Source organism: Gallibacter sp. Marseille-QA0791 (assembly GCF_965119705.1).
Classification (GTDB): domain Bacteria; phylum Bacillota; class Clostridia; order Peptostreptococcales; family Anaerovoracaceae; genus Lentihominibacter; species Lentihominibacter excrementipullorum.
In genome coordinates this window covers 2,091,911-2,116,678 of the sequence record NZ_CBCPMH010000001.1, presented here as the reverse complement: position 1 = coordinate 2,116,678, position 24,768 = coordinate 2,091,911, and the positions used below count along the sequence as shown (strand labels likewise).

20 protein-coding genes are annotated in these 24,768 nt (G+C 46.4%); 4 read left to right on the top strand and 16 right to left on the bottom strand.

The annotated features are described in order from the left end of the window. Window positions 1–144 precede the first annotated feature (144 nt). From ACQY69_RS09775 to modA, 13 genes are all read right to left on the bottom strand, one after another. Window positions 145–3,921 carry a GLUG motif-containing protein gene (locus ACQY69_RS09775; protein WP_428260338.1) on the bottom strand — a complete coding sequence of 1,259 codons (3,777 nt, stop codon included), beginning with the start codon at window positions 3,919–3,921 and terminating at the stop codon, window positions 145–147. A gap of 267 nt (window positions 3,922–4,188) precedes the next feature. Further along, the gene (locus tag ACQY69_RS09770; RefSeq protein ID WP_428260337.1) at window positions 4,189–4,485 is read right to left on the bottom strand and encodes an LPXTG cell wall anchor domain-containing protein; all 297 of its coding nucleotides are present in this window, start codon (window positions 4,483–4,485) and stop codon (window positions 4,189–4,191) included. Between the two features lie 10 nt (window positions 4,486–4,495). After that, on the bottom strand, window positions 4,496–6,205 hold the full coding sequence (locus ACQY69_RS09765) for a PLAT/LH2 domain-containing protein (protein WP_428260336.1): 1,710 nt from the start codon (window positions 6,203–6,205) through the stop codon (window positions 4,496–4,498). Window positions 6,206–6,322: 117 nt separating this feature from the next. Continuing rightward, on the bottom strand, window positions 6,323–8,413 hold the full coding sequence (locus tag ACQY69_RS09760; protein WP_428260335.1) for a hypothetical protein: 2,091 nt from the start codon (window positions 8,411–8,413) through the stop codon (window positions 6,323–6,325). Between the two features lie 113 nt (window positions 8,414–8,526). Further along, complete coding sequence (locus ACQY69_RS09755) at window positions 8,527–9,345, bottom strand: MerR family transcriptional regulator (protein WP_428260334.1); 819 nt, start codon at window positions 9,343–9,345, stop codon at window positions 8,527–8,529. 216 nt (window positions 9,346–9,561) lie between these two features. Continuing rightward, window positions 9,562–11,280, bottom strand: a complete 1,719-nt coding sequence (locus ACQY69_RS09750) for a hypothetical protein (RefSeq protein WP_428260333.1) — start codon at window positions 11,278–11,280, stop codon at window positions 9,562–9,564. Next, window positions 11,277–11,864 carry a TetR/AcrR family transcriptional regulator gene (locus ACQY69_RS09745; protein ID WP_428260332.1) on the bottom strand — a complete coding sequence of 196 codons (588 nt, stop codon included), beginning with the start codon at window positions 11,862–11,864 and terminating at the stop codon, window positions 11,277–11,279. The genes ACQY69_RS09750 and ACQY69_RS09745 overlap by 4 nt, the downstream gene beginning before the upstream one ends. A 143-nt stretch (window positions 11,865–12,007) precedes the next feature. Beyond that, window positions 12,008–13,402 (bottom strand): group II intron reverse transcriptase/maturase, encoded by a 1,395-nt coding sequence (gene ltrA / locus ACQY69_RS09740; RefSeq protein ID WP_428257586.1) that lies wholly within the window; start codon window positions 13,400–13,402, stop codon window positions 12,008–12,010. A 406-nt stretch (window positions 13,403–13,808) separates the two neighbouring features. After that, window positions 13,809–14,105: a hypothetical protein gene (locus tag ACQY69_RS09735; protein WP_428260331.1), complete on the bottom strand. Its 297-nt coding sequence runs from the start codon at window positions 14,103–14,105 to the stop codon at window positions 13,809–13,811. Window positions 14,106–15,181: 1,076 nt separating this feature from the next. Continuing rightward, window positions 15,182–15,928, bottom strand: a complete 747-nt coding sequence (locus ACQY69_RS09730; RefSeq protein ID WP_428260330.1) for a Rossmann-like domain-containing protein — start codon at window positions 15,926–15,928, stop codon at window positions 15,182–15,184. Then, a complete protein-coding gene (locus ACQY69_RS09725; protein ID WP_428260329.1) occupies window positions 15,921–16,613 on the bottom strand; it encodes an ATP-binding cassette domain-containing protein in 693 nt (230 codons plus the stop codon). Before ACQY69_RS09725 ends, ACQY69_RS09730 begins: the two co-directional genes overlap by 8 nt. 1 nt (window position 16,614) lies before the next feature. Further along, complete coding sequence (locus tag ACQY69_RS09720) at window positions 16,615–17,427, bottom strand: ABC transporter permease (protein ID WP_428260328.1); 813 nt, start codon at window positions 17,425–17,427, stop codon at window positions 16,615–16,617. Next, window positions 17,417–18,205 (bottom strand): molybdate ABC transporter substrate-binding protein, encoded by a 789-nt coding sequence (modA, locus tag ACQY69_RS09715; RefSeq protein ID WP_428260327.1) that lies wholly within the window; start codon window positions 18,203–18,205, stop codon window positions 17,417–17,419. Before modA ends, ACQY69_RS09720 begins: the two co-directional genes overlap by 11 nt. A gap of 233 nt (window positions 18,206–18,438) precedes the next feature. On the opposite strand from modA, the gene ACQY69_RS09710 reads away from it, so the two are divergent. The 4 genes from ACQY69_RS09710 to ACQY69_RS09695 all read left to right on the top strand — a co-directional run bounded on the left by ACQY69_RS09710 (window position 18,439) and on the right by ACQY69_RS09695 (window position 22,691). Next, the gene (locus tag ACQY69_RS09710; RefSeq protein ID WP_428260326.1) at window positions 18,439–20,178 is read left to right on the top strand and encodes an ATP-binding protein; all 1,740 of its coding nucleotides are present in this window, start codon (window positions 18,439–18,441) and stop codon (window positions 20,176–20,178) included. Continuing rightward, window positions 20,175–21,362, top strand: coding sequence for a vWA domain-containing protein (locus tag ACQY69_RS09705; RefSeq protein WP_428260325.1), 1,188 nt, complete (start codon window positions 20,175–20,177; stop codon window positions 21,360–21,362). Before ACQY69_RS09710 ends, ACQY69_RS09705 begins: the two co-directional genes overlap by 4 nt. Then, the gene (locus tag ACQY69_RS09700) at window positions 21,359–22,138 is read left to right on the top strand and encodes an SDR family NAD(P)-dependent oxidoreductase (RefSeq protein WP_428260324.1); all 780 of its coding nucleotides are present in this window, start codon (window positions 21,359–21,361) and stop codon (window positions 22,136–22,138) included. The genes ACQY69_RS09705 and ACQY69_RS09700 overlap by 4 nt, the downstream gene beginning before the upstream one ends. 85 nt (window positions 22,139–22,223) lie before the next feature. Further along, window positions 22,224–22,691 (top strand): pyridoxamine 5'-phosphate oxidase family protein, encoded by a 468-nt coding sequence (locus ACQY69_RS09695; protein ID WP_428260323.1) that lies wholly within the window; start codon window positions 22,224–22,226, stop codon window positions 22,689–22,691. 125 nt (window positions 22,692–22,816) lie between these two features. On the opposite strand, the gene ACQY69_RS09690 is transcribed toward ACQY69_RS09695, so the two are convergent. The 3 genes from ACQY69_RS09690 to ACQY69_RS09680 form a co-directional block, all read right to left on the bottom strand. Then, complete coding sequence (locus tag ACQY69_RS09690) at window positions 22,817–23,167, bottom strand: EamA family transporter (RefSeq protein ID WP_428261046.1); 351 nt, start codon at window positions 23,165–23,167, stop codon at window positions 22,817–22,819. Between the two features lie 31 nt (window positions 23,168–23,198). After that, window positions 23,199–23,441, bottom strand: a complete 243-nt coding sequence (locus ACQY69_RS09685) for an EamA family transporter (protein WP_428260322.1) — start codon at window positions 23,439–23,441, stop codon at window positions 23,199–23,201. A 190-nt stretch (window positions 23,442–23,631) separates the two neighbouring features. After that, a complete protein-coding gene (locus tag ACQY69_RS09680) occupies window positions 23,632–24,765 on the bottom strand; it encodes an aldo/keto reductase (RefSeq protein ID WP_428260321.1) in 1,134 nt (377 codons plus the stop codon). Window positions 24,766–24,768 lie beyond the last annotated feature (3 nt).

The window sequence follows — 24,768 nt, the reverse complement described above, 5'->3', positions numbered from 1 at the left end:
TTTATCAGCAGTTTGCAGATTTTTGCATATGTTCGTATCTGCGACCACTTTTTTATATTCTTTATCTTTAAAACAATGCTTATATAAAATCATGAACGCAGCCACTATCGGCTGCGCTCGTCTTGTATATTCAATTCATTCTGGTTACTGCATTTTTCGCTGTCTGCCATATAACAAGGCACCTGCCGCACCTAAAGCCGCCAGCACTGCCAGCGCAATCCAGATGCTCATATTGCTTTCATCACCCGTCTGTGCGGCGGTATCCGCCTTTGCCCGTATCTCAAATCCACACCCGGCTTTCCCGTCAGTATAAAGCACTGTCAGGGTATGCCGGCCGACGGACAATGTCTCAAGATATTCCGGCTTTAACGTAATTACTGTGCTGCCGGAAATGGCTGTGTAATTTTCCTCATTCACCGTTTCACCATCCACCTCGATTCCTGCGAACTTTGAATAGGAGCCGTTTGCTGTGAACTCAAGACCTCTTTCTGTTCCCTTCGTCCATATGCTGCCATCCCCCTTTATTATTTTATAATCCTTCAGATCATCAAGCAGACTTTCCAGCTTAGCTTTCGCAGCTTTGGAAACAAGACTTTTTTCATGATCAGTCAGAGCATCATACTGTTTTTTAACATCATTTATAAGCTTTTCGGCATCAGCGTCATCAGGATTTACCTTATCAGGGAGACTGCCGATCATCTCTTCCGTCTTTTCAACATTTCCTATACTGTCAAGAGCGCTGTTTATCCGATCCAGCTTTTCCTCAAGCGCCGTTTTCTCTGCTTCGGTGTAATTTCCGCTGAAGCTGTCCAGTGCGTTTTCCAGATCTTCTTTTGCAGAATTCAGATCGTCTTTATCCTCCAGTTTCACATTATCGGAAGTTATTCCCTCCACTTTATCAGTTCTATCCGTCTCTCCGGCCTGAGCGGCATTCTCTATCTGTGTGAGAAGCCCCTCGAGTTCTTTTCTGATATCCTGCAGTTCTTCTTTTTCATCATCGGTAATATCATCCTCCTGCAGCAGCTTGTCCACCGTTTCCTGCAGCTGCACGATCTGCACCTTATCTTCAGATGTCACATTTGTCACCGTAATATCCGCAAATGATTCTCGGATATCCGAGATCGGCTTCATAGTTACCGTCAGGGTGGCTTGATTGCCTGCTTTATCAATAGCTGTAATGGTGTAGACGGCATTTACGTTACCATCTAGTATCACTTCCGGGCCTGCTGCAGGTTCATCGTTCAGAGCTACATAATCAAGGTTGGCATCTGTCACAGTGACTTTCTGCGTCGTATAGTATACATTGCCGTTGTCCGCTCCGGTAATCACAGGGGCAGTCCCATCCAGCACTATACCGCCGGAGCTGATATATGTCACGTTGCCTGCGTGATCGGTAATCCTTGCGTAGATGACATATTGACCGTCAGGATCGATACTAAAGCTTTTCGAATATGCTGTAAAGGTCTTATCCTCCAGTTCGTCTTCTGTCAGAGTCGTATCTTGGGTGTGAATATAATATTCAATTTTAACTTTTTTATCATCAGTGTACCCATCATGAGTATAACTGTCATCTGCTGCTGTAATTTCGACAGTCTGAGTGTCTTTAAAGAACAGATCGAACGTAATATCGTTAAGGAATTTATTCCAGTCGTTTGTGCCGATGGAGATTTTTCCGGCAGGTGCTGTTATATCTTTCGAAACATCTCCATATTCCTGATTGCACACCTCGCATACAGCTTTTTTAAAGTAAGTTTTCTGACCGTCCTTATGCGCTTCTTTTCCGTTAGTCGCTGTACATCCGTCATTAGTGCAGGAATACCAGTGGCAGGTCTCATCATATTCTAACTTTTCAAATTTATGTTCCGGCTTAGTTTCGTGAACCCGGTCAGCGTCATTGCTGTAGATGATGCTGTCGGAATAGCAATATTCGTATCCTGCATAGACTGCTTGTCCTTTTAAAACAGGTAATGTCTCTTTCCCGATGTCCTGTCCCCATACATTTTCGCTCCGATCTGCGTTCAACAGATACGCCACCTCTCCGGAAGCAAACTGCTCAGACGTCTTTCCGCCGGAATTATTCTCTTTCTCGCTGACATAATAGGTATTTTCAACGGTGCAGCTGCCCAGACGGCCGCCCACAACGGCATTTGCCGTTGAACCGTAGCCGGGAGATGTAGCTGTGGCTGTACCGGTACCATAACAGTTTTTAACAGTTCCGCCGTTCAGCTCACCTGTCTTACCAAGCTGGCCGCAAATGCCGCCCACATACCAGGCGCCTGTGATATCCCCGGTATTATAGCAATCAATGATTTCACCGCCATCATGGGAATAACCGGCTATACCGCCTATAGAAGATCCGTAGGTAAATGTCGATTTCACGTTTCCGGTATTATAGCACTGTCTGATGATCCCGTCATTTTCTCCGGCGATGCCTCCACCGTATATGGAAACGATGCTTATCTCACCGTCCAGATTGTAACAGTTTTCAATCAGGCCGTGATTGGTCCCACAGATGGCCCCTGCGCCGCCTGAGCTTGGCTTGATGCTTGCATTGATCAATCCCAGATTTTTTACCGTTCCGTTTTCACCGATGGTCTTAAACAGACCTTCGTTGCTGTACACACCTGATTCCAATTCAGCGCTCAGGTTCGAAATAGTATGTCCTGCGCCGTCAAAGGTTCCGTTGTAAGGTTTACCGTAGGTTCCCGCCTTCATGGCAACCCAGTTCATTCCATCCGGCATGGTGATGTTGCCGATAAGACGGGCATTGAGCGTATCGTTATTATCGTTTTCCGCAAGTTTCTCCGCAAACCAGAAGAGGTTGCCGGCGTTTCTGATCTCATAATAACCGTCTTCGGCCTGCACTGCCGGCTGGAAATGTTCTTTATCCTCGGAAATACCGTTCTCATCGTATACAAGGGGCTGAACCTTTATGTAGCGATAGTATTGCCAGCTGCTCTCATTGTAAGCTTGAAGTACTTCCCCGCTGTTAAGGATAGCTGTGGCTGAATAGCCCTCATAATTACTGAGATCCGGCCTGATATTGGTCGCATAGCAGGAATAAGGCATCGTGGAATTTGCGTCCATCTCTACAGTGCCGCCGTTGATCTTAAAATAGCGTTCGGGAAGTTCTGTTCCGTAGGAGCCATCCACATATACAGCATATATTCCGCTTTGACCGTCTGCGTCAATGGAAACAGCGCCGCTGTTTATAACAACTCCTGCTTCCTTGTCGGTATATCCTGTTGATAACGCTCTCGTTTCACTGCTTCCACCGCTTACCGTGATGTTAAGGGATCCGGAGCCGCTGATATTTATAACTCCGTTGGCATGAATGCCTGACGCTATCATCCCGCCTGAGACCTTTATATTGTTCTCTCCTTTGAGGGTAATGTTGATATTTCCGGCCGAATAGATACCGGATGTATAAGCACCGCTTGTATAGGGCTGATTGATATCAGCGCCATTTAAAGCAAGAGTATTTGATTCGGCATCATAGCTTGCTGTACCATCATCAAGTATGTTTCCTGCAATTTCCGGCGTCACCTGCGTTCCGTTAACCCAGAGAGCATAGCTGGTGTCCGTATCCGGCCCCTTCACCCCTGTCGTCTTTGCAGCATGGCCGGTTTTGAGGACTTTTTTTCCCGCAGGCGTATTGCCGCCTTCTAAGTCGTCTGCATCTGCATCAGAATTTTTCTGAGTACCGCCTGCCGCTTCCGAAGGTGTATCACCTCCCTCTTTCACCTCATTGATGCAGCCGCTTTCGCCGCTTGATGCAGCCTGCGCCGCATTAAACGAGTTCAGCCCGTCTGTCCCAGCAAATTGTGTGCTGTCAGGCGAATCAGCTGCAAATACCATCACAGGCATCATCGTCATTACCATAACAAGACACAGCAGCAGCGCCCAAAATTTTCGAACCATCTGTATTCCTCCTTATGCAAGAAAATGCGCGCGCTCTTTTTTTATAAAACAACCCCTTAAGATAATATCCATACTCTTTTATAAACACGCACTTTTTTATTTCATTTCCATTATAAGCTGTTCACCTATGAACAGGTCAAGCCGCTTGCCTGGATTTATTTGCTGCGTTCAACCGGCATTAAACAATATCGGTTCATATAAAAAACAGGCAGACCATCTGCATGATCTGCCCGAAATAACATATTCCTTTAATCTTATATATTTATCTTAATGCTGTTTCCTCCTCCTGGTACGCAGCATCGTTACTGCCGCACCTAAAGCCGCTGATACTGCAATCACGATCCATGTAGCTGCATTGCTGTCATCGCCTGTTTTCGGTATATCGGAGGTTTTTCCGCTGTCAGCTGTCCCCTCATCCGCATAAATCCCGTTATCAACGGTTGTTTCAGATCCTGCCGCAGGCTTGGCCAGTTCTGAAGTCAACAGATACGGGCCTTCACTCCTTACGTCTATAAGGATACCGCTGTTACCATCTGCCTGCACTTTTCCCTGTACAGTCAGCATTTTTGTTTTTTCATTCCATGAATATATATACTGTATCGCCGGGCTCGAATCCATATGGGCTGCCGTTTACATTAATACTTACGCCTTCCGGCAGCTTGGATATATCAGGGAGGTTCACCACTGCCATAGTTCCTGTCTTCTCTATGCCTATCATTTTTTCTATTACTTCTGAATAAAATTCAACTTCCAAAGCTATGTCCGACAGGATTTCCGCCATATCATTCCCCCGGAAAATCCACTGATATGTCATGGCTCCTCCTGATCTGAATTCCAATACCATTGTCTTTCCTATTTCAGACAGTCTGCTTAAAAATTCCGCGGACAATCTGCTAAGCATGCCATCTGCTGTGATATGGAAAGAACTCATATCCTTTGCTTCTTCCATAATCTCCACCAGCTCCTGTTCACTGCTTGCATTGGTTTTCAGCATATTATCAGCCATAAACTGATAGGTCCCTTCTCCTATCTTGCAGTAAATGCTGAAATTATAGGTTTTGACCGACCCATCGTTCCCTCTGAGTTTAACAGTAATCGTATCACATTCCCATGTAGGACCGGAACCGCTTCCATCGGACTCGAGAATCAGACCTTTTACTTCTCCTATCTGCTCAGGGTAGGCAATATGGAATGTATCTACTGCTCCTCTTTCCATAGGATCATACTCTCTTCTGTCACAGAAATCCGTAAAATCCAGTCCATCTGTAACCGTTCCGTTTTCTGTAACCAGTTTAAGCTTGATATTGGCATCCGTTCCCGCTTTATCTCTGTCAGCTGTCTTCGTGACCAGTTCTACAGCTCCTGTACTGTTCCAGCTGTTTCCAAAATACCCTGTCTGTCCTGATTTAATAAACCATTGGTTCGGATTTGCTGTATAGCTTACTTTATCATATGAGAATTTCAGAGTCTTCAGCTTCCATCCCGGCTTGGATCCCGAATGGTCCGTAGTCACATAAAATCCTGTAACCTCGTCTATATCATCGACTTCCTCTTCGGTAAATGCTACCGGTATATTAAGAATCGTGCCTGCAGAGAACTTTCCATCCGGCGTTCTGCTGGTAAGTTCAGTCTTTTTCAGAGTCTTTATGACGCCCGCTACGTCTTTGTATTCCACAGTCACTTCTATTTTTGACGCAGTACCTGCATCGTCTTCATTCGCCGTTTCCACTGTAAACTTCACGGCCTTATCCGTCAGTTCAGCCTTATGACTGCCATCGTTGTCCAGCCATCTATAGAAATTAAAAGTTTTCTGACCCTCGCCTGTTTCAAAATTACCGATGCTTGACTCGGTAACTTTTACCGTATCTACATACCATCCGTCATCACCTTCCATTTTCAGCTCTACGGCAGTACATCCGTTCATCACGGCAGAAGGGATACTGTAATACAATACATCTGTGTGGTTCCTCTCAAACTGATCTCCGTCAGCCTCCCCCACACTGTCTACCGTGTATGATGCGCCATTGGAATCATACAAAGTCATGTGTACGACTGCATCAGACGAGGCATCTTTTACATCTCCGGTCTTCAGCTCGACTTTAACACGAATATTCCCTGTCCAGTCATTATCGGATTTCACCACATCGCCATCTATTCCTCCATATGTAAGATATAGAGTATTCCCCGCTATTTCTCCGGAAGTTATTGTAAGCTCACCGTTTCCGGCTTCTGAAACTATCGTATGCAGCCAGCAGTCTGTTATTTTGGAATTATTTCCGCACATAATTGCTTTACTGCATTTTTTTGAATTCACTTCAATATGCAGGTTTTCTATCCTGAGGGAATTATCAATCTCTATAGCCGCAGTATTCTCTTCTTCAGATATAACAGTCAGCCTGTCCTACACTGCATCACTGACTCCGACTCCATTTGCGGATGTGATAATAAATTGCTCAGAATCACTGTATCCCTTTACAGCAGGTGCGTCATCTGTGCTCTCGAGCTTAACATCTCCCTTTATTATCAGCTTCGTATTTCGTCCATGGGATCTTACTATGGTATTATCACCAGTCAGATTGATATTTTCCAGTGTCAGGTTTGCATCTTCATACAGATACAGCTTCAATCCTCCTATAGTATTATTTGCGCCCTTTATCGTGACGTTTCCCGTTATGGTAACAGATTTACTATGCTGCCCGGATATTTCACCAAGATCCAGTGTCTGTCCGTCTTCCAGATTAAATTTATCAGGTAGTTCATCTGCCGTCACAGGCTTTTCTTCCCCATTATAAGTAGCATCCTTATATACCATGAGAAGAGGTGCATCTCTTACGACCGTATCGTGGTTATCTCCGTGAAACCTGTATTCATTCCAAAAAAAGACTGATTTGGAGTCATATCTATGGCCATCACACTGCATATAATTCGTTTCCGTCAAGCTATCATCGCTATTGAAATAATTGGCATCCAGAAGATAAAGGTAATCTATTGCTTCATATGAATATGGGTAATCAATACTTCCTTGATCCACAAGATAAAATTTTTCCTGTTTATTCGTGGTCAAGAGAATCTTCCGGTCATTCTTCAATAAGCAATTCCCTTCTCTGTCACGCAGTTCCTCAATCAGCCAGGTCAGCTGTTCTTTCGTTCCTGCCGGACTGTTGAACAGACCTTTCACGGCCTTCTGGTCTGCCGGAAGCATATACTTGCCGTCAGTTGTGACACCAGCTCCGTAATCGACTTTATAGTAAAATGTCGGCGGATATCCTTCATCTCTGTAAATCAAATAGTCATCAAGCGTATGTTCCTCAAGAGATATATAATATGCACAGCCGTCTTTATTGGAAACAACTTTATAGGCCTGTTCTGTTACCCTGCTCCCGTCCGGCGCATATACCTCTATCTCTGTCAATATGGAATCATCTATCGCATCCTGAAGATTATCGGTATGGTTCATCAGATAATATTCCACTGCATCCTGAAATTCCTCTTCATTTCCGTAATTTCCCTGCTGCGGCAGTTCTCCGTCATCAACGCCGCTGAAGATCTTGCCTATTTCCTCAAACAGTGCTGTTTTTTCGATTTCCGCATTGGTATTTTCAATAAATTGATTATATAAGGATGCATAATTCGCAAAGTTCGGCGTGAAGCCCTCAAGATCCGTATCCTCAGGATTATTATGTTTATAAATAAGCATCTGCTTATAGCTTTCAGATTCTTTCTCGAAGAATAGAAGTCCTGCCCGAATCTGTGTAATCCAATTAGCCAGTGCATATGCACTCATATATGTCTTATGTCTGAAAGAGGTTTCTCCCTCATAGCATTTTAACTGCACATCATATATTGTTTCCCCCATACCAGGATTCACATCTGCCTTTATTTTATCAAGCAGAGCAGAAATATCCAGTTGATCGATATGCTTTATAAATCCATTGATCCGTATGATTTCATCTGTCCCTATTTCCTCCTTAAGCTTTCCGTCAGAGTCATAGAGGCTGTCGATTATTTCTCTGTACTGTCCGCTTAACGAATCCACCGCTGCATCGGCTTCGTTTAAAGTATCAAGTGCATCGTCCAGATCCTGTTCGTTCAGATGATCCTCTATCACATCAAGGTGTTTCTCTGTCTGAACAGCCAGAACCTCCACCGATTTCTGAAGCTCTGCAATCATCTCCTGAGTCGCCTCGATCTCATCCGATATCTCATTTAGGGCTCTGCCTGTGGCACCTCCCAGCAGTGTGCAAAGCCCTTCCGACAATTGCCCGTCCGTTGCACCGTTGATATCCTCCAGAGTCATCTCCGTCACATTGTTGATTATTTCGCCTGCAAGCTCGCCGAAATGCTCCAGAATAACAGAGCGTACCGTTACCTCTTTGGCAGATATATTCATGGTCTGTTTTTCCAAACCATCTGTTGCATACACTGACCCTGTTATCGCGGTAGTCACCATGATAACAGCCAGCAATACTGCGGTCCACTTCCTCTTCTGCATGGATCTTCTCCTTTTGTTTTATATTCTGTACTGTATGATCTGTAAAACTTTTTATACTAATTATAATCTGTTCTCCTATGAACAGGTCAAGTTGTTAGCATATATTTATTTGGTTATTCAATCGGTAATACCAGCCTTGTCACATAATTTTCGGGAGAAATCATTTTACCTACATACGGTGCCACAATACCTACCACCCGCAGAGGCCCTGCCGGTATCAGATCATTTTCAGACACATATTTTCCAAGAGCCAGAAACGGCTTTTCCGGATGCTCATATGAGCCATGATACAACAGCGATACCGCATGACACGCAGGAATCACTTCCGCCTCCTCCGGCGCCCTTTCCGGCGCCAGCGGAACACAACAGATATAATCAAAATCTTTTTCCGAAAAATCTCCTTTCAGAAAATCCGTACGCATATTGATCCCAAAAAGCGGCATGCTCGATAACAGTTCATACCCCTTCGTCACAGCTTCCTGACACAGATCATACATTATCCGGTATGTATCGGCAGAACCTGAGCTTTTAGCTTTTCGGGTATAGCAAATCTGTTCCGGAAAATCGTAGAAACTTATAATCATGTTTTCTTCCTCCGATTTTCTGAGCCTCAACAGCTCTACACTCTGTCTCAGCAGCATCAATTTGTTCTCAAGAATCTGAAGGGGCTCCGTTATGTCCCCATTCGTATCATAATATTTTAATATTTCGCTTTTCTTTAATCCCAGTTCTTTCAGATAGTTGATCTGCTGTATTTGAAAAACATTAAAAAGGTCATAATAACGATAACTGTTGTCAGTATTCGTATTTGCCGGAACCACAAGATTGTCCCTTTCCATTCTCAGAATAGTGGAACGGCTTATTCCGCAGGCTTTTGTCACCTGGCTGACCGTATACAACCTATCATCTTCAAAAGGACGCTTTTCTTCCATTTCGCCACCCCCCGTTTCTTGTGCTTATGGAGGGTATATTACCATAATTTTTAAATTTTGTAAAATGTCTCAAGTAAATTGCTTTCTAATCAAAATCCCCTGCAGGACATGAATCTGTGAATCGTCTTCAGAAAATCAAAGTTAAGAAGAAGTTATGCTTTGAAAAAAAACTGCCGCATTAACGCTTTGTTTCCCGTTAATGCGGCATGGTCCTGATTACTTTATTTCTCTTCTTTTCCTGTATAATGCTGTCCCCGCAATTCCAAGGGCGGCAATACCAGCAAGTATTGCCAAAGAGACGATGCTGCTGTCATCGCCTGTCTGGGCTGACCCTTCAGCAGCGCCGCACAATGTACACCTGCCATTCTCATAGCTGTGCCCTTTGGCTTTAATTACAGTATCGGAAAGCTGAATTTCAACCAAGCCATTTTTGTCGCTGAAAATTTTACCGCAGATTTCGCATGTATAGTATTCCGTATTGCCGTCCTCTGTGCAGGTGGCTTTTTTAGCTTCTGTCTTCTTCATTACATGCGAACCAAGATCACCATATTCTTTACCGCAAATGCTGCACTTTGCCTTTTCTATGCAGGTTGCCGTGCCGCCGCTGTGGCTGTCGCAGACAATGGCACCGTCGTTAACGACAAGCTCACCCAGCAGCTCGATCTGACCGTGATTTGTAAAGATCACGCCGTCCGGCACTGTAATGGATGAATCTTCCGGAACAGACAGAATCATATCCTTGCTGACAGTCACATCGCCCGGAAGTATGAGTGAACCGTCTGCCTCACCCTCGTTGTTCAGAAAAATAGCGCTGTCAGAATGTGTAAACAACTGACTGACCATAGACCCGAAAGTCTCGACCCAGCTGCCGCTGATTGCAGCGCCGCCGTCGTTTCCTCGGATGGCGTCCCATTCATCGTGAGCTGTAACATGAGCGATCGAATCCTGAATTTCGACGGCACCGCCAGTAGAATAAATACCAATGGTGTCGGCACTTTTAACCGTTACATCAGAATGATCGGTAATATCAATATCGCCGTCTGCACAAAGGGTAGGATATGCTCCAGAAAATGATTCTGCTTTTACAGTCGAGCCGCTGATGGAAATGGTTCCGAGCATTGCATAAACTGCGTTTGAGCTCTTGGAGTAAAGCGTTACATCGCTTCCGTTGGATATTGTAATGTTACCGAAAGTTGATGATAAGTCGTTTCCCGTCCAAATTGCCGAAGAACCTTCCGAATCGGCCTTTGCCTCAACCGTGGAATTGCTGATAGATATTTCGCTATCCGACCTGATCGCAGCATAATAATCCGTATATTGTTGTGCGTATACCGTACTGTCTTCTATTTCAATTCCGGCATTTCCAATGATCGGGTGATGTGATACATCGGTAGCATCAATATATGCGCCGTTTTTAATCGACAGCACCCCGCTGGCCTGAATACCCACACCCGTAAAATTATCTGCGCCTTTTGCAGTAACGTCAATGTCAGCGCCGTCGATCGTGATGTCGGCGCCGGCTGAATACCTTGCGATTCCGTAATATATGCAGTCAAGGGTCAGCGAATCGCCGGTTATCGTGAGCGTCCCGGCGTTTTTTCCGAGAATACCGCAGGTGACAGACGTGATCGTATTTTCCCCAACCAGATTGATGTTCAAATCTCCGTCAAACAGAATTGCGCCCGCACCATTGTTACCGCTATTTTGCTGGTAGTTTATCTCTGCGTTATCCAAAGTCAGTGTGTTGGTACCAGGATCATAGGTTGCCGTTCCGCTTCCGCATACAACCTTGTAGTCGGGTGCGGTAAGAATATTTGTACCGTTTACATTCAGGGTCGTAGTATTCGCCGCAAAGACTGTTGCAGGCATCAGGCCAACGATAAACATTAGCGACAGCATCACCGTCAATACCCGGCTGCGTATTTTGTGTTTCATAGGTTTTCCTCCTTCGTTTTACTTTCTTTTACAAACAACTTCAATGATGTGCGTATTGCCTCCAGCTGTAGCCTCAGATATTCTTCGTCCTCAAACAGCGCATAATGTACGCAGGCACGGACGAAGATATACGTCATGCCCCGGATGAAGTCCACCGGCATACCGAGCTTTTGGGAAAGCTGTACGGCATATTCGTAATAGCGCGCATTTACACCTTTGAAAAATTCCTTGCCGTATTCCCGGTATTTAGGGCTTGCATACACCTGATACATAAAGCGATATTTTTTCCCGTGCAGCTTTGCTGTAAGATATGGCATCTCACGCAGGAAGCGTTCAATATCCTCAACGCTTGTCGGCGCTTTCGCCATGAAATCATCTTCCACCTTTGCCATGCAGTGAGCGGTGGCCTCGATGACTATATTATCTTTGCTGTCGAAATAGTACAGCAGATTTCCGTTAGTCACACCGCAGGCATCGGCCAGCATTTTCAGACCGGTATTTTCCAGCCCGTTTTCGCAGAAAACATCAAAGCAGGTTTCCAGGAAGGCAACACGCCGCGCCGGTATTCCTTTTTCTTCTGCCATAAAACCCCTCCCTTCGTTTCTGATTGACCAAGCAGTGAGTATGTGGTTAAAAAAATTTTCAGTCCGCCGGAATCGAGTAGGAGGCGGTGACTAACCGCCGTCCTCTCACACCACCGTACGTACGGTTCTCGTATACGGCGGTTTCAATAGTTGACGTGCATCTGCTGGTATGCATCGGCTAAATCATAAAAGCCTTTGCGTACCAGTATTTCTTTTGATAAGGCTCTGTTTACTGTGCTGGTTGCCGATGTAAACCAATGCCCTCTGCGGCTGTTAGCCGCCATGAAGGCATAATGCTTCGGTATCCCAAGCTTCATCAGATACTTCATCTTCGACCTCGGCTTTTTCCACATCTTCCATATACACATGCGTATTCTGTGGTATAGCCATCCATTCAGTTCTTCGATTGCTTGCTTCATCGCTGCGATTCCGTAGTAGTTAAGCCATCCTCGCATATACTCTCTGATTTTGCACAGTGCCGGTATTACGCTCTGAACATGTCTGCGGGAAGACAGGCTTTTCAGTTTGGCTTTCATCTTCTTCCACGACTTCGGATGAACTCGAATGAATGTACCATTTCCGTTCCTTCCCAATGCGAAGCCGAGGAACTTAAAATTTCGAATCGCATACACACTGGCCACTTTGCTCTTCTTTCTGTTGACAGTCAGCTTCAGCTTGTTTTCCAAGTATGAAGTGCTTGTTTCCAATAGCCGTTTAGCCGCTCTCTCGCTCTTTGCAAGTAGTACGATATCGTCAGCGTACCGCACACACGGTACACCTCTCCTTTCGAATTCCTTGTCGAATTCGTCCAGATAGATGTTAGCAAGCAGCGGGGACAGGTTCCCTCCTTGCGGAGAGCCTTCTTCCGTGTCCATGACCACTCCATTTTCCATCACTCCACTTTTAAGATATCTCTTGATGATTTGGATGACCCTCTCATCTTTGACTTCCTTACGCAGCCTGTTCAGTAATATCTCATGGTTCAGTGTGTCAAAATACCTACTCAAGTCGAGACTCACCGCATAGCGATATCCCTCCTCGGCGTATTCCCTTACTCGCTCTATTGCATCTTTTGCGTTCCGTCCCGGCCTGTAGCCGTAGCTTCCGTCCGAGAACATTGGCTCGTAGATTAGCATCAGCTTCTGTGCTATTGCCTGCTGGATGATTCGGTCGATGACGGTAGGAATACCAAGCTTTCGTATTCCTCCATCCGGCTTTGGAATTTCGACTCGTCTTACGGGTGAGGGGGTATATTTCCCTCTTTTGATTCTTCCTATCAACTCGTCTTTATGTTCCCTAAGCCATGGCAGTGCCGCTTCAATGGTCATTCCATCTATCCCCGGCGCTCCCTTGTTTGCCTTCACTCTTTTGTAAGCTCTGTTCATGTTATCTCTTTCCAGTATCTTACCTAAGATGTCCGGCTCTGCACTGTCTCTTTCCTTCCATATCCGGTTAAATGAACGGTGCGCTCTCACATACCCTTTACGTTCCGCGCTATCTCTCTGTGAGCAGCTTTCTTTCTCGTTTTCTGCACTCATTTGCTCATTCCTCCTTTCCAGGTTGTACTTAAGACTCCTATTGATTCGGTCCTTCGCTTCTCAGTTACTATGACCTCTGCTGACTTCTGTGTGCTCAGCGCCACCTTACGATAGCGGTTACCCTTTTCAGGGCGTCTCACACAGACCTCCCTGGGTACCACACGTTTCTTTCTCTCCATCTATCTGCCGCATTTACCATGCATGATTCCGTGTAGCTATCGGGCTTCATCGTGTGTTGCAGACTTACCCTCATGCATAGCCTAATATGCGATTTCTGTTCGTCAGACCGGAGATTTGCCCGTGGGTTAGTAGCTTCCCCACACCCGGCTTCCTTCAGATTTGCAGTCACCTGCAACACCCTTGCCTTCGGCTATATCCTTCCCACTACCGGGCGGATTCGGGACTTTCACCCGTTAGAAACGTGCGCCGCCAGGCGCACAACGAAAAAAGACGCATCCCACCCGTATGAAAACGGGCGGAATACGCCTTCCGTTTTTGTGCAGTTTTCAGTTTGACATGAAAAAAGGACAGAGTTACGCCTTGCTTGCTTGCTTGCTTGCTTGCTTGCTTGCTTGCTTGCTTGCTTGCTTGCTTGCTTGCTTGCTTGCTTGCTTGCTTGCTTGCTTGCTTGCTTGCTTGCTTGCTTGCTTGCTTGCTTGCTTGCTTGCTTGCTTGCTAAAATTGTCCTTTCTGCTGTCATCATCTGTCAATACCTCATTACATATCTCTCCATAATAATATATATTGTATCAAAAAAACGATTGATTTTTCAACATTTTTTTACATATATGAGCCTATCCGCCACATAAATACAAAGGTCTTGCTCAACACCTTCTCAAACAAGACCTTTATCAATTTTTTATTCCGCCTTCTAAACTAACAGATATTATTGTCAACTCATCCGTGCTATTTATATCTGCATAACTGATTAGCTGTATTGAAGACAAGCTATGCATGTTTTCTTCTGAACCTCCCAAATCAGGATAAAATTAACCTTCACATTTCTTATAACTTATCATTGCTGTTTCCTCCTCATATCTATAAATTCTTCCCACAAAGCGCTCTGTTTTTGAATAATAATCATAAAATATCTTTAAGTTTTATTTCGTGTTATGATATCCGCTATCCGTTGAGTTTTCAACGATCATCGCAGATAATATAACACGCGATACGAAGTGGTAAGGCGGTATGCAAACGCCCAAGGTTCGCAGGGTGTCCAGGGTTCGATCCCCTGATGGTGTACCAATTGCAAAGCCTCGCAGAATCATCTGCGAGGCTTTTCTTTATAAGATAAAGATGCACAATCCGCAAAACCTCTCTATACCTCAAGGCTTTCACAGTTCTGTGGCGTTCTCACCAGTGCTGAAATGCCAAATACTGTGATGAAAACAATTTGTTTTGGCATAAAATTTACCAATCGGCTCTCGAAATATGCCAAAAGGACTGATGAAAAAAAGGGTTATAGGCATTTTGTCTTGCGGAAGCCGTGTCAAATCCGTTATTTTTGCCCAAAAGTCCGGAAAATTTCAACGAGTTGGCATTTTCACAGCTCTCACAGCTTCGCAGCTTCTTCAGCTTCAACAGCTTCCACAGTCTTTACGGCATCCATCTGTGGCGAAGAAGGCTGAACTTCCTCAAATTTTTACGGACACGACTGACGGATCAACTGCAATGGATAATTCATAACAGCCGGCCTGTGGTTCTCGTTATACAGAGGGGACAGGAAATCACCCTCCGACTGTATCGGGCAGGATGGGTCTCTGTCTGCGTTTCCGTGGATCAAACGATATCCGCGAAACATAACCGGTCAAGATCTAACAGCTTTGCTGTCCCCGCAAGGGTAGTCCCGAAGAAATATGTTTTCTTTCCCGTATCCAGATAATCAACAAGAGTTCCATTACACACAGTGCTTCCCGTACATAATATGACATCGGCCCATTCGACAGCTCCCTTCATCGCACGTTCGCCGTCTTCGATGATCGCGCCGCATTTTTCATATCCGATATTATCGGGGTTCAGATCCAGCACTCTTACATTTTTCATATTTGCTGTGAGATTTGAAATGATCGACGGTTGATACCCTACGATAAGGATATTCTCATCATAATGATTTTCTTTGAAATATTTCATCATTTCTATGCCGCACAATGCCGGGCCTTCATTTTTGCAGTGAACCGTTCTGTCGCAAATGCCCAGACTTGCCATCACAGCATTTATCGCGGCTATCATAAGCCCTGCGGCCTGAGTATCATTTTCAAAATCCATGTCCAGAACATCGTTTAATGTTCCGGAAAAGTCAGCCGGCGCGCAGGTGAACGCCTGCCCCGCAGCTCCGTTGCAGACAGCCTCGATCATCACGTCTTTTCCGTCAAGTATAGGATAATCCTTCCTCTCTGTATTCCCTATCGCCTCCTCAGGTGACAATGCTTTCGCTCTGATTTCAGCAGTTTCATCGATCAGGCTCTCTATTTCAGGAAGTTCTCTGAAACGTGTGACAATAAGCTCCAACAATTCTTTCTTATTCATGCTGTACACCTCCTAAAAATTCTTTGACATCTTCCTCGTGTTGGACTGTAAAAAGCTCTTCAGCTCTCACTATTGTTCTCAATTTACCATTCAGCATGACCCCGACACGATCGGCAAGATGCTGCGCCTCTCTGAAATCATGCGTTACAAATATTATCGTACATTTGAACTTCTTATGTATGCGCCTGATCTCTTCATACATTCTCCTGCATGTAGCCGGATCCAGCGCGGAAAAAGGCTCATCCATAAATATTATATCAGGATCCATTACAAGAGTCCTGGCAAGCGCCGCTCTCTGACGCTCACCTCCGCTTACTGTAGCCGGATATTGTTTTCGTATATTTGATATCGACAGTATCTCTGTGATATCCCGGACTTTCTCCTCTATCGTTTTTTTATCCACACGATTCATTCGCAGTCCATATGATATGTTTTTTTCAACGGTCATATGAGGGAAAAGGCCTGAATCCTGATAAACAAAGCCCCTGTTTTTACCATGGATCACTATCTCTCCCTCGTACTTTTTATCGTAAAAGCCTGCCAGCGTTTCAAGGAAAACAGTTTTCCCCGACCCCGTGCGCCCCAGGATACAGAAGATTTCTCCTTTCTCGATATTCAGATTTACAGGGCCAAGTGTGAAATTCCCTCTTTTAACAACAAGAGCTCTGCATTCGATCGTATTCATTTCATTCTGCTCCATTCAGCCGGAAGTATTTCGGCGTAGTATTCAGTCGGTTGATCACCGTAAGAGAAATCATCGCAATGCAAAGCATTATCGTCGCCGCCGCCATGGCCATTTCCGTATCCCCTGTCGATATACTGAGATATATGCTTCCCGGAAGGGTTTCCGTTTTCATTCTTGTTATCCCCACCAGCATCAAGGTAGCTCCGAATTCTCCGATCGCCCTCGACCATACAAGAACGATCATGCTTATCAGAGCATTTCTGGAAAGCGGAAGTATTATAGTCGTCAGCTGCTTCCACTTTGAAGCTCCCAGCATGCCCGCTATTATTTCCAACCGTCTGTCGACCTGCATGAATGCTGTTTTCACCATTTTCATCGCATAGGGGAAGTTCACGAAAAACTGCGCGATCACAATGCCTTTTACATCAAACACCACCTGAAATCCAAGCTCCTTGAGAGCCTTGCCGAATTCGGAAGAAAACAATATCAACAGGCACAGGCCGAGAACGATATATGGCAAACACATCATAAGCTCCATGATAAGCTCCGATATTCGCCTGAAGGGCATATCGGTCCGGGTAAATGCGTAGGATGACGGTATCGATATGAATACGCAAAGAGCTGTCGATATCGTAGCAGTGATCAGACTCGTCTTTACCGAGAACCAAATTTCTTCCGATTTTACAGCCTCAGGGATATAACTGATCCCTCCGGCCACGACAGAAATTAAAGCACTGCCGATAAAGAAAATCATCAGCAGTGCCACCGCAATACTTATTATTGAAAAAGCATCTTTTTTACCATTATTCCGCATTTACCGCCTCGTAACCGAAGTCCTGCCATATCGACATGGCTTCTTCTGATTTAAGGAACTCCTCGAAAATCTTCAATGTTTCGTCATCCTGCGTAGTGTTGAGTGAAGCAGCAGGGATTACCTTGATATATTTATCGATCCCCTCTACCTCAGCGATCTCGACCTGATCGCCCTTTACATTTTCTTTCCACACGATCGCGGCGTCCGCTTCTCCTGCCTCAAGTGCCGTAGTAAGCTGCGGCGCGGTGGTTGTCGTCGCGAGGATATTCACGCTGCCACTTATCCCTGCGTCCGCAAACATTTTCATCGCGATTTTTCCGATAGGCGTAGCTTCCGGGTCGCCTGTAACAACCCCAATGCCACTGGCAAGATCTTCTATCGATGTTATGTTGTCGGGATTACCTTTTGGTACCGCGATCACCGGGATATGCTTCACCAGATCGACACTCCTGCTCACTTTGTCACTGACAGGCTCCAGCTCTTCCGCAGATCCGGCGACAAACATATCGCCTTCCCCGGACTCATTGATCTGTGTCTGGATCTGGGCAGCGTTAGCGAAATTTACATTCACCTCACACCCGGTCTTCTCCTGGAAAGCCGAGGCGATTTCCTGGAAAGGTTCCTTCATGCCGGCTCCGCAATACACCATCAGGCTTTTTCCGGTCAGATCCGCGGCATCTTCCTGTTCGGCATCCTGCTCTCCCGTTCCACATGCTGTCATACCCAGCATGAGGAGCATTACCATCAAAAACGGCAGTACTTTTTTTAACTTCCTCATCTTTTCCTCCTAATTATCCGTTCAACAAATAGATGTTTTTGTATTATAGCATCAATACTATATCTGCATCGTTATTCAAACAACATCCCTCACATTTTTCCGCCCCGTATCCGGCGCAAGTGATCCCGCCACATTCCTGTCCCTCAAATTATTTGAACGTTGGCTCTTTCGACCATGCCAAATTTGGTGTATCATACATATTTGGAAAAGCTATGATCAAGGACGGTATTGCGATGAATCACACATACACTTTACTTTCAAAGGAGCAAGTATTTGGAGAAGCACCGATAGATGTCATCCGCGCGCTGGGTACAAAATGCGGTGTGACTGATTTCGGGATCATATCCGGGGCTGATGTCGATGATGAAAAACAGGGCAAATGGTTCCTGTCTTCAGCTTCCGGCTATGGCGACGTGTGTCTGGTCGACAGTGATGGCAGTCAGAAGGTGGCCTATTCGACATCCCGCGGCAGCGTTCGTCCGGTGATGAAATGCCAGGATATCTCTCAGCTGCACTGCAAGACAACAAAAGACATCACCGGCTTTAAAGAAGTCCAGCTGGGTGAATATCCGCAAAGCGCAGCAGACAGAGAGCTTGCCAGGACCCTTGAGCAGGATTTTTCCGAAGGGCGACTGAGAAAAACCGGCAAAAAATATCAGGCGCAATACGAAGAATATCAGCGAGACGGTCACAAATACATCAGAGTTGCCTGCATGGCGGAACGCATTCTCTCGCTGTCTAATGGGAAAAGCTGCAAAAAAGATGATATCGTATGGATCGAAGTGGCCCCGGTAAAATGGCTGTATGACGAGGAAGCCGCTCTCCTCGTCAGCAGGCAGATCCTCGTATCCGGAGTGCTGTTTTCCAGCGAATCTTACTACGATGAGGATTTTGAAAAAACTTCGATATATTCATATTTAAATACGACGTTAGCGGAAGATCTGATCCCCAGCATCCTCCGCGAAATGACCCCCGAAGAAAAGGCGGAATACGAAAATGAGATAAAAAGAGCCGCAAAACGAAGGAACCCTTATAACCTGACTTTCGGAGAAGTAAGCGAAGAGGATATCATAAGGGGCGCCATCGAAAGCGATGTAGCCGTATTCCTTCACGGCCCTTCATCGGAAGGAAAGAGTGCCAGAGTAAAGCAAATAGACCCGACCTGTGAAATAATCTATCTGCGCAACGCCACGCCGGACAGCCTCAACGGCAGAAGCGTCTACAATCAGTCCACAGGCGAAATGATCGACATTCCTCCTACATGGTTCAAAAAAGTACAGGCAAAATGCGAAAAGGAGCCGGATAAGCTGCACGTAGTCTTTTTTGACGAGATAAACAACGCGCTGCCAAGCATACAGGGCATGGCGTTCAACATCGTGCTTGACAGAGAAGTCAACGGCATCTGGAAGCTCCCCGACAACGCGAGGATCGTCGCCGCGGGCAACGACACACAGGACTCTTTGGCGGCTTATCAGCTGGCGGCGCCGTTCTTCAACAGATTTGCCCACGTATATATCAACACCACCACAGAAAAATGGTTGAAATGGGCCCGGGAAAACAACATCCATCCCGCTATCTACGCATACATCGCCTGCAAGAGGGGCGAACCGCTGAGAAGCGAATACACCGGAGAAAAGCCAAACGCCGACCCCAGAAAATGGGAAATGGCTTCAAAAATGCTCTACGCGACGGGACGTCCGGAAATGCTGCGCGCTCTCATCGGAGAAGACATCACCGATGAATTCGTAAAGTTCTGCAGCCAGCCGGCGATAACCATGGAAGATGTTCTCAGCGGCAACTACAGCGATAAGGATATCGAAAAGATGAATACATCCGAAAGATACGCGACAACAGTCGGGCTGACACAGGCAGATCGGCAGCATCTGGAAACAATAAAGAAATTCGTATCCATGCTGGGTGAAGAATTCAGCGCTGTCTTCGATTCCTACACACTGCCGGGAGAAAAAGGATGATATACGATATAACAATATTGAAACGCAAGGTACTCGCCATGTATCCCTTCTTCGGCAGCGTGGCGGCAAATGTGGAATATCAGGAAATCGAAGATACAGGGATCATGAAAAACGATGGCTCCACCATCTTCTACGACCCACGGTACATGTCGACGCTTTCCGATAACGACCAGCTTTTCCTTCTGGCTCACGAGCTTTGCCACATAGCCTTCGAACATAAGGAGCGAGGCGTGGGAAAGGATCCCACGGTATGGATGAGCGCCACCGACGCAGTCATCAATCAGATGTTGAAGCGCGATGGGCTGGAGATAATCTCAGGCGGCATCGATTACCCCGAAGCCATCGACTACAGCGCCGAGGAATATTACGAATTGCTGCTCAGCGAAAAACTGGACATCGAGCTTATAGACGGCCAGCTGGAGGGGCAGGAAACTCCTTCCGACAGCCATAGCGAAAGCAAACAGGAGGATACCGGTGATAACAGCGATGAGGACGAAAGTGAAGAGAGCTATAAGGAGCTGCCGCTGGAAGAGGATCGCGACGACGAGGATGAAGACGACGAATATACCCTGATAGAAGAAAAGGAATCTGACGCAGGGAACGCTGTCAACAGAGATATCAGAACGGTCGAGGAGATCGGTGCTTCCGCCCCTCTCATCGACTGGCGCGTCATTCTCCCCAATACGATAAATTACGGGGTAGACTGGTCTTATTCCAACGCCATCCTGGAAGACAACATCGTCAGACCTGTCCTGGAGGAACTTCCCATCCCGGAAACGGAAATCATCCTGGATACCAGCTGGTCAGTGGACGAAGACCTGCTGAGAAATTTCCTGAGGGAATGCAAGAACATACTCACCTTTTCCAAAATGAAAGCAGGTTGTTTCGATACGGTATTTTACGGGTTTCACGATATCAGAAATGAAAAAGACATAGACGATATGGTCTTTGAGGGCGGCGGCGGTACTGATTTCAATGCAGCGGTAAACGCTTTCACTTTACGGGTGGATAATCGCATCATTTTCACTGATGGCCAGGCGCCCATGCCTGATAAACCCATGAATGCCATATGGGTAGTATACGGCGATGAAGAAATCGCTCCTGACGGCGGAACTGTCATCCGCATCAGCCCTGAGCAACTGAATGACCGCGCTGAGCGCATCAAGAAAGGAGATATATCATGAATAGACTGGAAAACAAGGTCGCTCTGATATCCGGGGCGACAAAGGGCATCGGCAGGACCGCCGCCCACCTTTTCGCATCCGAAGGCGCCAAGGTCGTCATCTGCGGAAGAGACGCGAAGGAGGGTGAAAGCGCCGCGGCAGCCATCAACGCCGATTATCCAGGGCATGCTGTTTTCTGCAGGCTGGACGTCACCTTGCGTGAAAGCTGGGAAGAAGCCATTAAATTGGCAAAGGAACGCTTTGGCGAGCTCAATATCCTGATCAACAACGCAGGGACCAGCTACCGTGAATCTCTTCCGGAGATCAGCGACGAGACATGGAATAAGACCATCGCTACCAATCAGACCGGTGTCTTCTACGGCATGCAGCTGGGAATAGAGGCCATAGCAGAAAATGGCAAGCCGGGGGCCGTAGTCAGCACCGCTTCAGTGGACGGCATAGTCGGCGACAGTGAGTTTTTCGCGTATTGTGCGACAAAGGCCGCCGTCCAGGCCATGACCAGATGCGCCGCTCTCTACTGCGGCGAAAAAGGCTACGACATACGTGTAAACGCAGTAGCTCCGGGATACATACTCACTCCTATGGCAGAAGAGGATGCTCGTCAGAACGGTCAGACCATCGAGGAATACTGCAGCGAATTCGCCGCTCATCACCCGATCGGCAGAATGGGAACGCCGCTGGAAATCGCTGAAGCTTATCTCTATCTGGCGTCAGATGCGTCGTCTTTCGTCACCGGTACCACTCTCGTATCCGATGGCGGCTATACGATAAAGTAAGCAAAACGAAAAAGAGGCAATGTGATAAAAAAGTTCAGGTATAAATATGTAAACTGATTTACATGTGAATATAAAGGAGGTAAACATGTTCAGAGAAATGCGTTTAAAAGAGCAGGCGCTGTCTCAGGATGAGATAGAAAAAGTCCTGACAACTGCCGCCAACGGCACACTGGCTGTCTTCGGCGAAGACGGCTATCCTTATTCCGTTCCTGTCAATTTTGTCTATAAAGACGGAAAAATCTATTTCCATGGCGCTGCCGAGGGTTACAAGTACGACTGTCTCAGCAAAAACGGTAACGTTTCCTTCAGCATCATAAGCAAGGATGATATCGCCAAGGAAAATTTCACGACGTTGTTTGAAAGCGTCATCCTGTTCGGCAAGGTGGAGATAATAAAGGACACTGCCCAAAAGATTCCAGTGCTGGAAGCACTGGTAGGCAAGTATTCCGCTGAGTTCATGGAAAGCGGCAAGGAGCACATCAGAAAGGGCTGCGGTTCCTGCGCCTATCAACTGACTATCGAGCATATCACAGGCAAGAGGGGTGTCATTTAGCGAGGGCATATCCATTCTCCCTCAATATCTGTCAAAAAACACAGGGCTGCCGCACAGCTGACCAAATCAGGTCAGCTGCAGCGACAGCCCCCTTTTTTCAATATTTCATGACAGTCGATCACCTGTTACTGTGATCGCTGAGTGGTCTTCTTCAGAGAAATACTACTGATTATTATCGCCGTAACTATCAATATCCCGCCGAGGACCTGAGCGGCAGCCAGCTGTTCATGGAGAAACAGGCATCCGAACACAGTAGCTGACACCGATTCCAGCGGGAATATGACGCCGGCCTGATTGGCCGATGCGTATTTGACACCAAACGTAAACAGAAACTGAGTGATGAATGTACCGAAAAATATCAAATATATGAACTCAAGCACGACAGGCGCCGTCATCGTTATGTCCGGCGGCTGCTCCATGATGAGCGCGAAAACGATACCGATAATAAAGGTGCATATAAATTGGCATCCTGTTATAAATTCAACACTGGTCTTTTCCGTAAAATAATCAGCCGATACTATAGCTCCCCCGTAGCCAGTCCCGTCCGGTGGCGTTCCTGAAATATTTCCGCCATACTATTATAGCAAATATCGATGTGAAAAATCCTCTGATGGCATTGCTCCAGTTAGGCTCCATGATGTCCAGCACATCCTTGGCTACCACGTATTCTCCGCCCCACAACAGGGCTGATACGACAAGGCATACCACTCCTGCACTGGCTCCGTATTTACCCGCAAGCTTCTCCAGCAAAATCTCGACCTTCCTTCTGCCGCTTTGTATCGCGATATCATTACCGGTTCCGGCATCGCCGGAACCTTTTTCTGACCGTCTTCGAGCCTTGCCTGCCGCAAGACTCCTTTTTTAATATGATACAGTATCTCCCCCGGGCAGAGTCAAGAGGGTCGGGGAAGTTTCCCGATTTTTCATTATTTTACATTCGTCATCCTTTCAGCTTTTCCGAAAAATCAGCCATCGCTTCCGATATCTTTATCTGCTGCGGACAGACGGCCTCGCAGCTTCGGCAGCCTATGCAGGCGCTCGGCTTCTTATCATCCGGTATGGCACTGAGGGCCATCGGAGCGATGAATCCGCCTCCGGTAAAGACATGCTCGTTGTAAAGTTTCAGCAGCTCAGGTATATCCAGTCCCTGCGGGCAATGGCTGGTGCAGTAATGACATGCTGTACACGGCAGCACCTTTTCCTTCAGCATATCGTCCGCGATATCCTGAAGCGCTCCCTTTTCATCGTCGTTCAGTGGAGCGTCTTTCTCAAAAATAGCGATGTTGTCCTTCATCTGATCGAAACTGGACATTCCCGACAAGGTCACAACTACTTGAGGGACAGATTGAAGAAATCTGAAAGCCCAGCCTATAGCGCTCTCATCAGGTCTCAGAGCCTTGAGCCTCGAGATCTGATCGTCAGTCAGATTTGCCAGCCGACCGCCTCTGAGAGGCTCCATGACCCATACAGGGATACCGTACTCCTCCAGCAGCTTCAGCTTTTCATCGGCGTGCTGGAAAGTCAGATCCAGATAGTTGAGCTGTATCTGACAGAATTCCATCCTGTCTCCATACTTCTCCAGAAATCTCCTGGCTACATCGAAGCTTCCGTGGACAGAGAATCCAAGATGTTTTATCCTGCCGTTTTCTTTCTGTTTCCACAGGTATTCCATGATGCCATGATCTTCATTGAGATATTCGTCGATGTTCATTTCACATACGTTGTGGAAAAGATAGAAGTCAAAGTATTCTACCTGACATTTCTCCAGCTGCTTCTCGAATATTTCCTCCACCTTGTCCATGTTAGAAAGGTCATACCCCGGGAATTTATCCGCCAGATAAAAGGACTCTCTTGGGTACCTGCTGAGGGCTTCGCCCATAACTGTCTCCGAATTTCCTCCATGATAGCCCCATGCAGTGTCATAGTAATTGATCCCTTTTTCCATGGCGTAGGATACCATTTCCTCTACCTTCGGAGCATCCACCTTGTTATCGTCGCCATCTATGACAGGCAGCCTCATAGCTCCCATACCGAGAGCCGACAACTCCTTATCCTTGAATTTCCTGTATATCATATC

Excerpts from the sequence above, each read along its gene's own strand:
- ACQY69_RS09775 (WP_428260338.1), bottom strand. The coding sequence starts at position 3,921 with ATGGTTCGAAAATTTTGGGCGCTGCTGCTGTGTCTTGTTATGGTAATG.
- ACQY69_RS09770 (WP_428260337.1), bottom strand. The coding sequence starts at position 4,485 with ATGCTGACTGTACAGGGAAAAGTGCAGGCAGATGGTAACAGCGGTATC.
- ACQY69_RS09765 (WP_428260336.1), bottom strand. The coding sequence starts at position 6,205 with ATGTGCGGAAATAATTCCAAAATAACAGACTGCTGGCTGCATACGATA.
- ACQY69_RS09760 (WP_428260335.1), bottom strand. The coding sequence starts at position 8,413 with ATGCAGAAGAGGAAGTGGACCGCAGTATTGCTGGCTGTTATCATGGTG.
- ACQY69_RS09755 (WP_428260334.1), bottom strand. The coding sequence starts at position 9,345 with ATGGAAGAAAAGCGTCCTTTTGAAGATGATAGGTTGTATACGGTCAGC.
- ACQY69_RS09750 (WP_428260333.1), bottom strand. The coding sequence starts at position 11,280 with ATGAAACACAAAATACGCAGCCGGGTATTGACGGTGATGCTGTCGCTA.
- ACQY69_RS09745 (WP_428260332.1), bottom strand. The coding sequence starts at position 11,864 with ATGGCAGAAGAAAAAGGAATACCGGCGCGGCGTGTTGCCTTCCTGGAA.
- ltrA (WP_428257586.1), bottom strand. The coding sequence starts at position 13,402 with ATGAGTGCAGAAAACGAGAAAGAAAGCTGCTCACAGAGAGATAGCGCG.
- ACQY69_RS09735 (WP_428260331.1), bottom strand. The coding sequence starts at position 14,105 with ATGATGACAGCAGAAAGGACAATTTTAGCAAGCAAGCAAGCAAGCAAG.
- ACQY69_RS09730 (WP_428260330.1), bottom strand. The coding sequence starts at position 15,928 with ATGAATAAGAAAGAATTGTTGGAGCTTATTGTCACACGTTTCAGAGAA.
- ACQY69_RS09725 (WP_428260329.1), bottom strand. The coding sequence starts at position 16,613 with ATGAATACGATCGAATGCAGAGCTCTTGTTGTTAAAAGAGGGAATTTC.
- ACQY69_RS09720 (WP_428260328.1), bottom strand. The coding sequence starts at position 17,427 with ATGCGGAATAATGGTAAAAAAGATGCTTTTTCAATAATAAGTATTGCG.
- modA (WP_428260327.1), bottom strand. The coding sequence starts at position 18,205 with ATGAGGAAGTTAAAAAAAGTACTGCCGTTTTTGATGGTAATGCTCCTC.
- ACQY69_RS09710 (WP_428260326.1), top strand. The coding sequence starts at position 18,439 with ATGAATCACACATACACTTTACTTTCAAAGGAGCAAGTATTTGGAGAA.
- ACQY69_RS09705 (WP_428260325.1), top strand. The coding sequence starts at position 20,175 with ATGATATACGATATAACAATATTGAAACGCAAGGTACTCGCCATGTAT.
- ACQY69_RS09700 (WP_428260324.1), top strand. The coding sequence starts at position 21,359 with ATGAATAGACTGGAAAACAAGGTCGCTCTGATATCCGGGGCGACAAAG.
- ACQY69_RS09695 (WP_428260323.1), top strand. The coding sequence starts at position 22,224 with ATGTTCAGAGAAATGCGTTTAAAAGAGCAGGCGCTGTCTCAGGATGAG.
- ACQY69_RS09680 (WP_428260321.1), bottom strand. The coding sequence starts at position 24,765 with ATGATATACAGGAAATTCAAGGATAAGGAGTTGTCGGCTCTCGGTATG.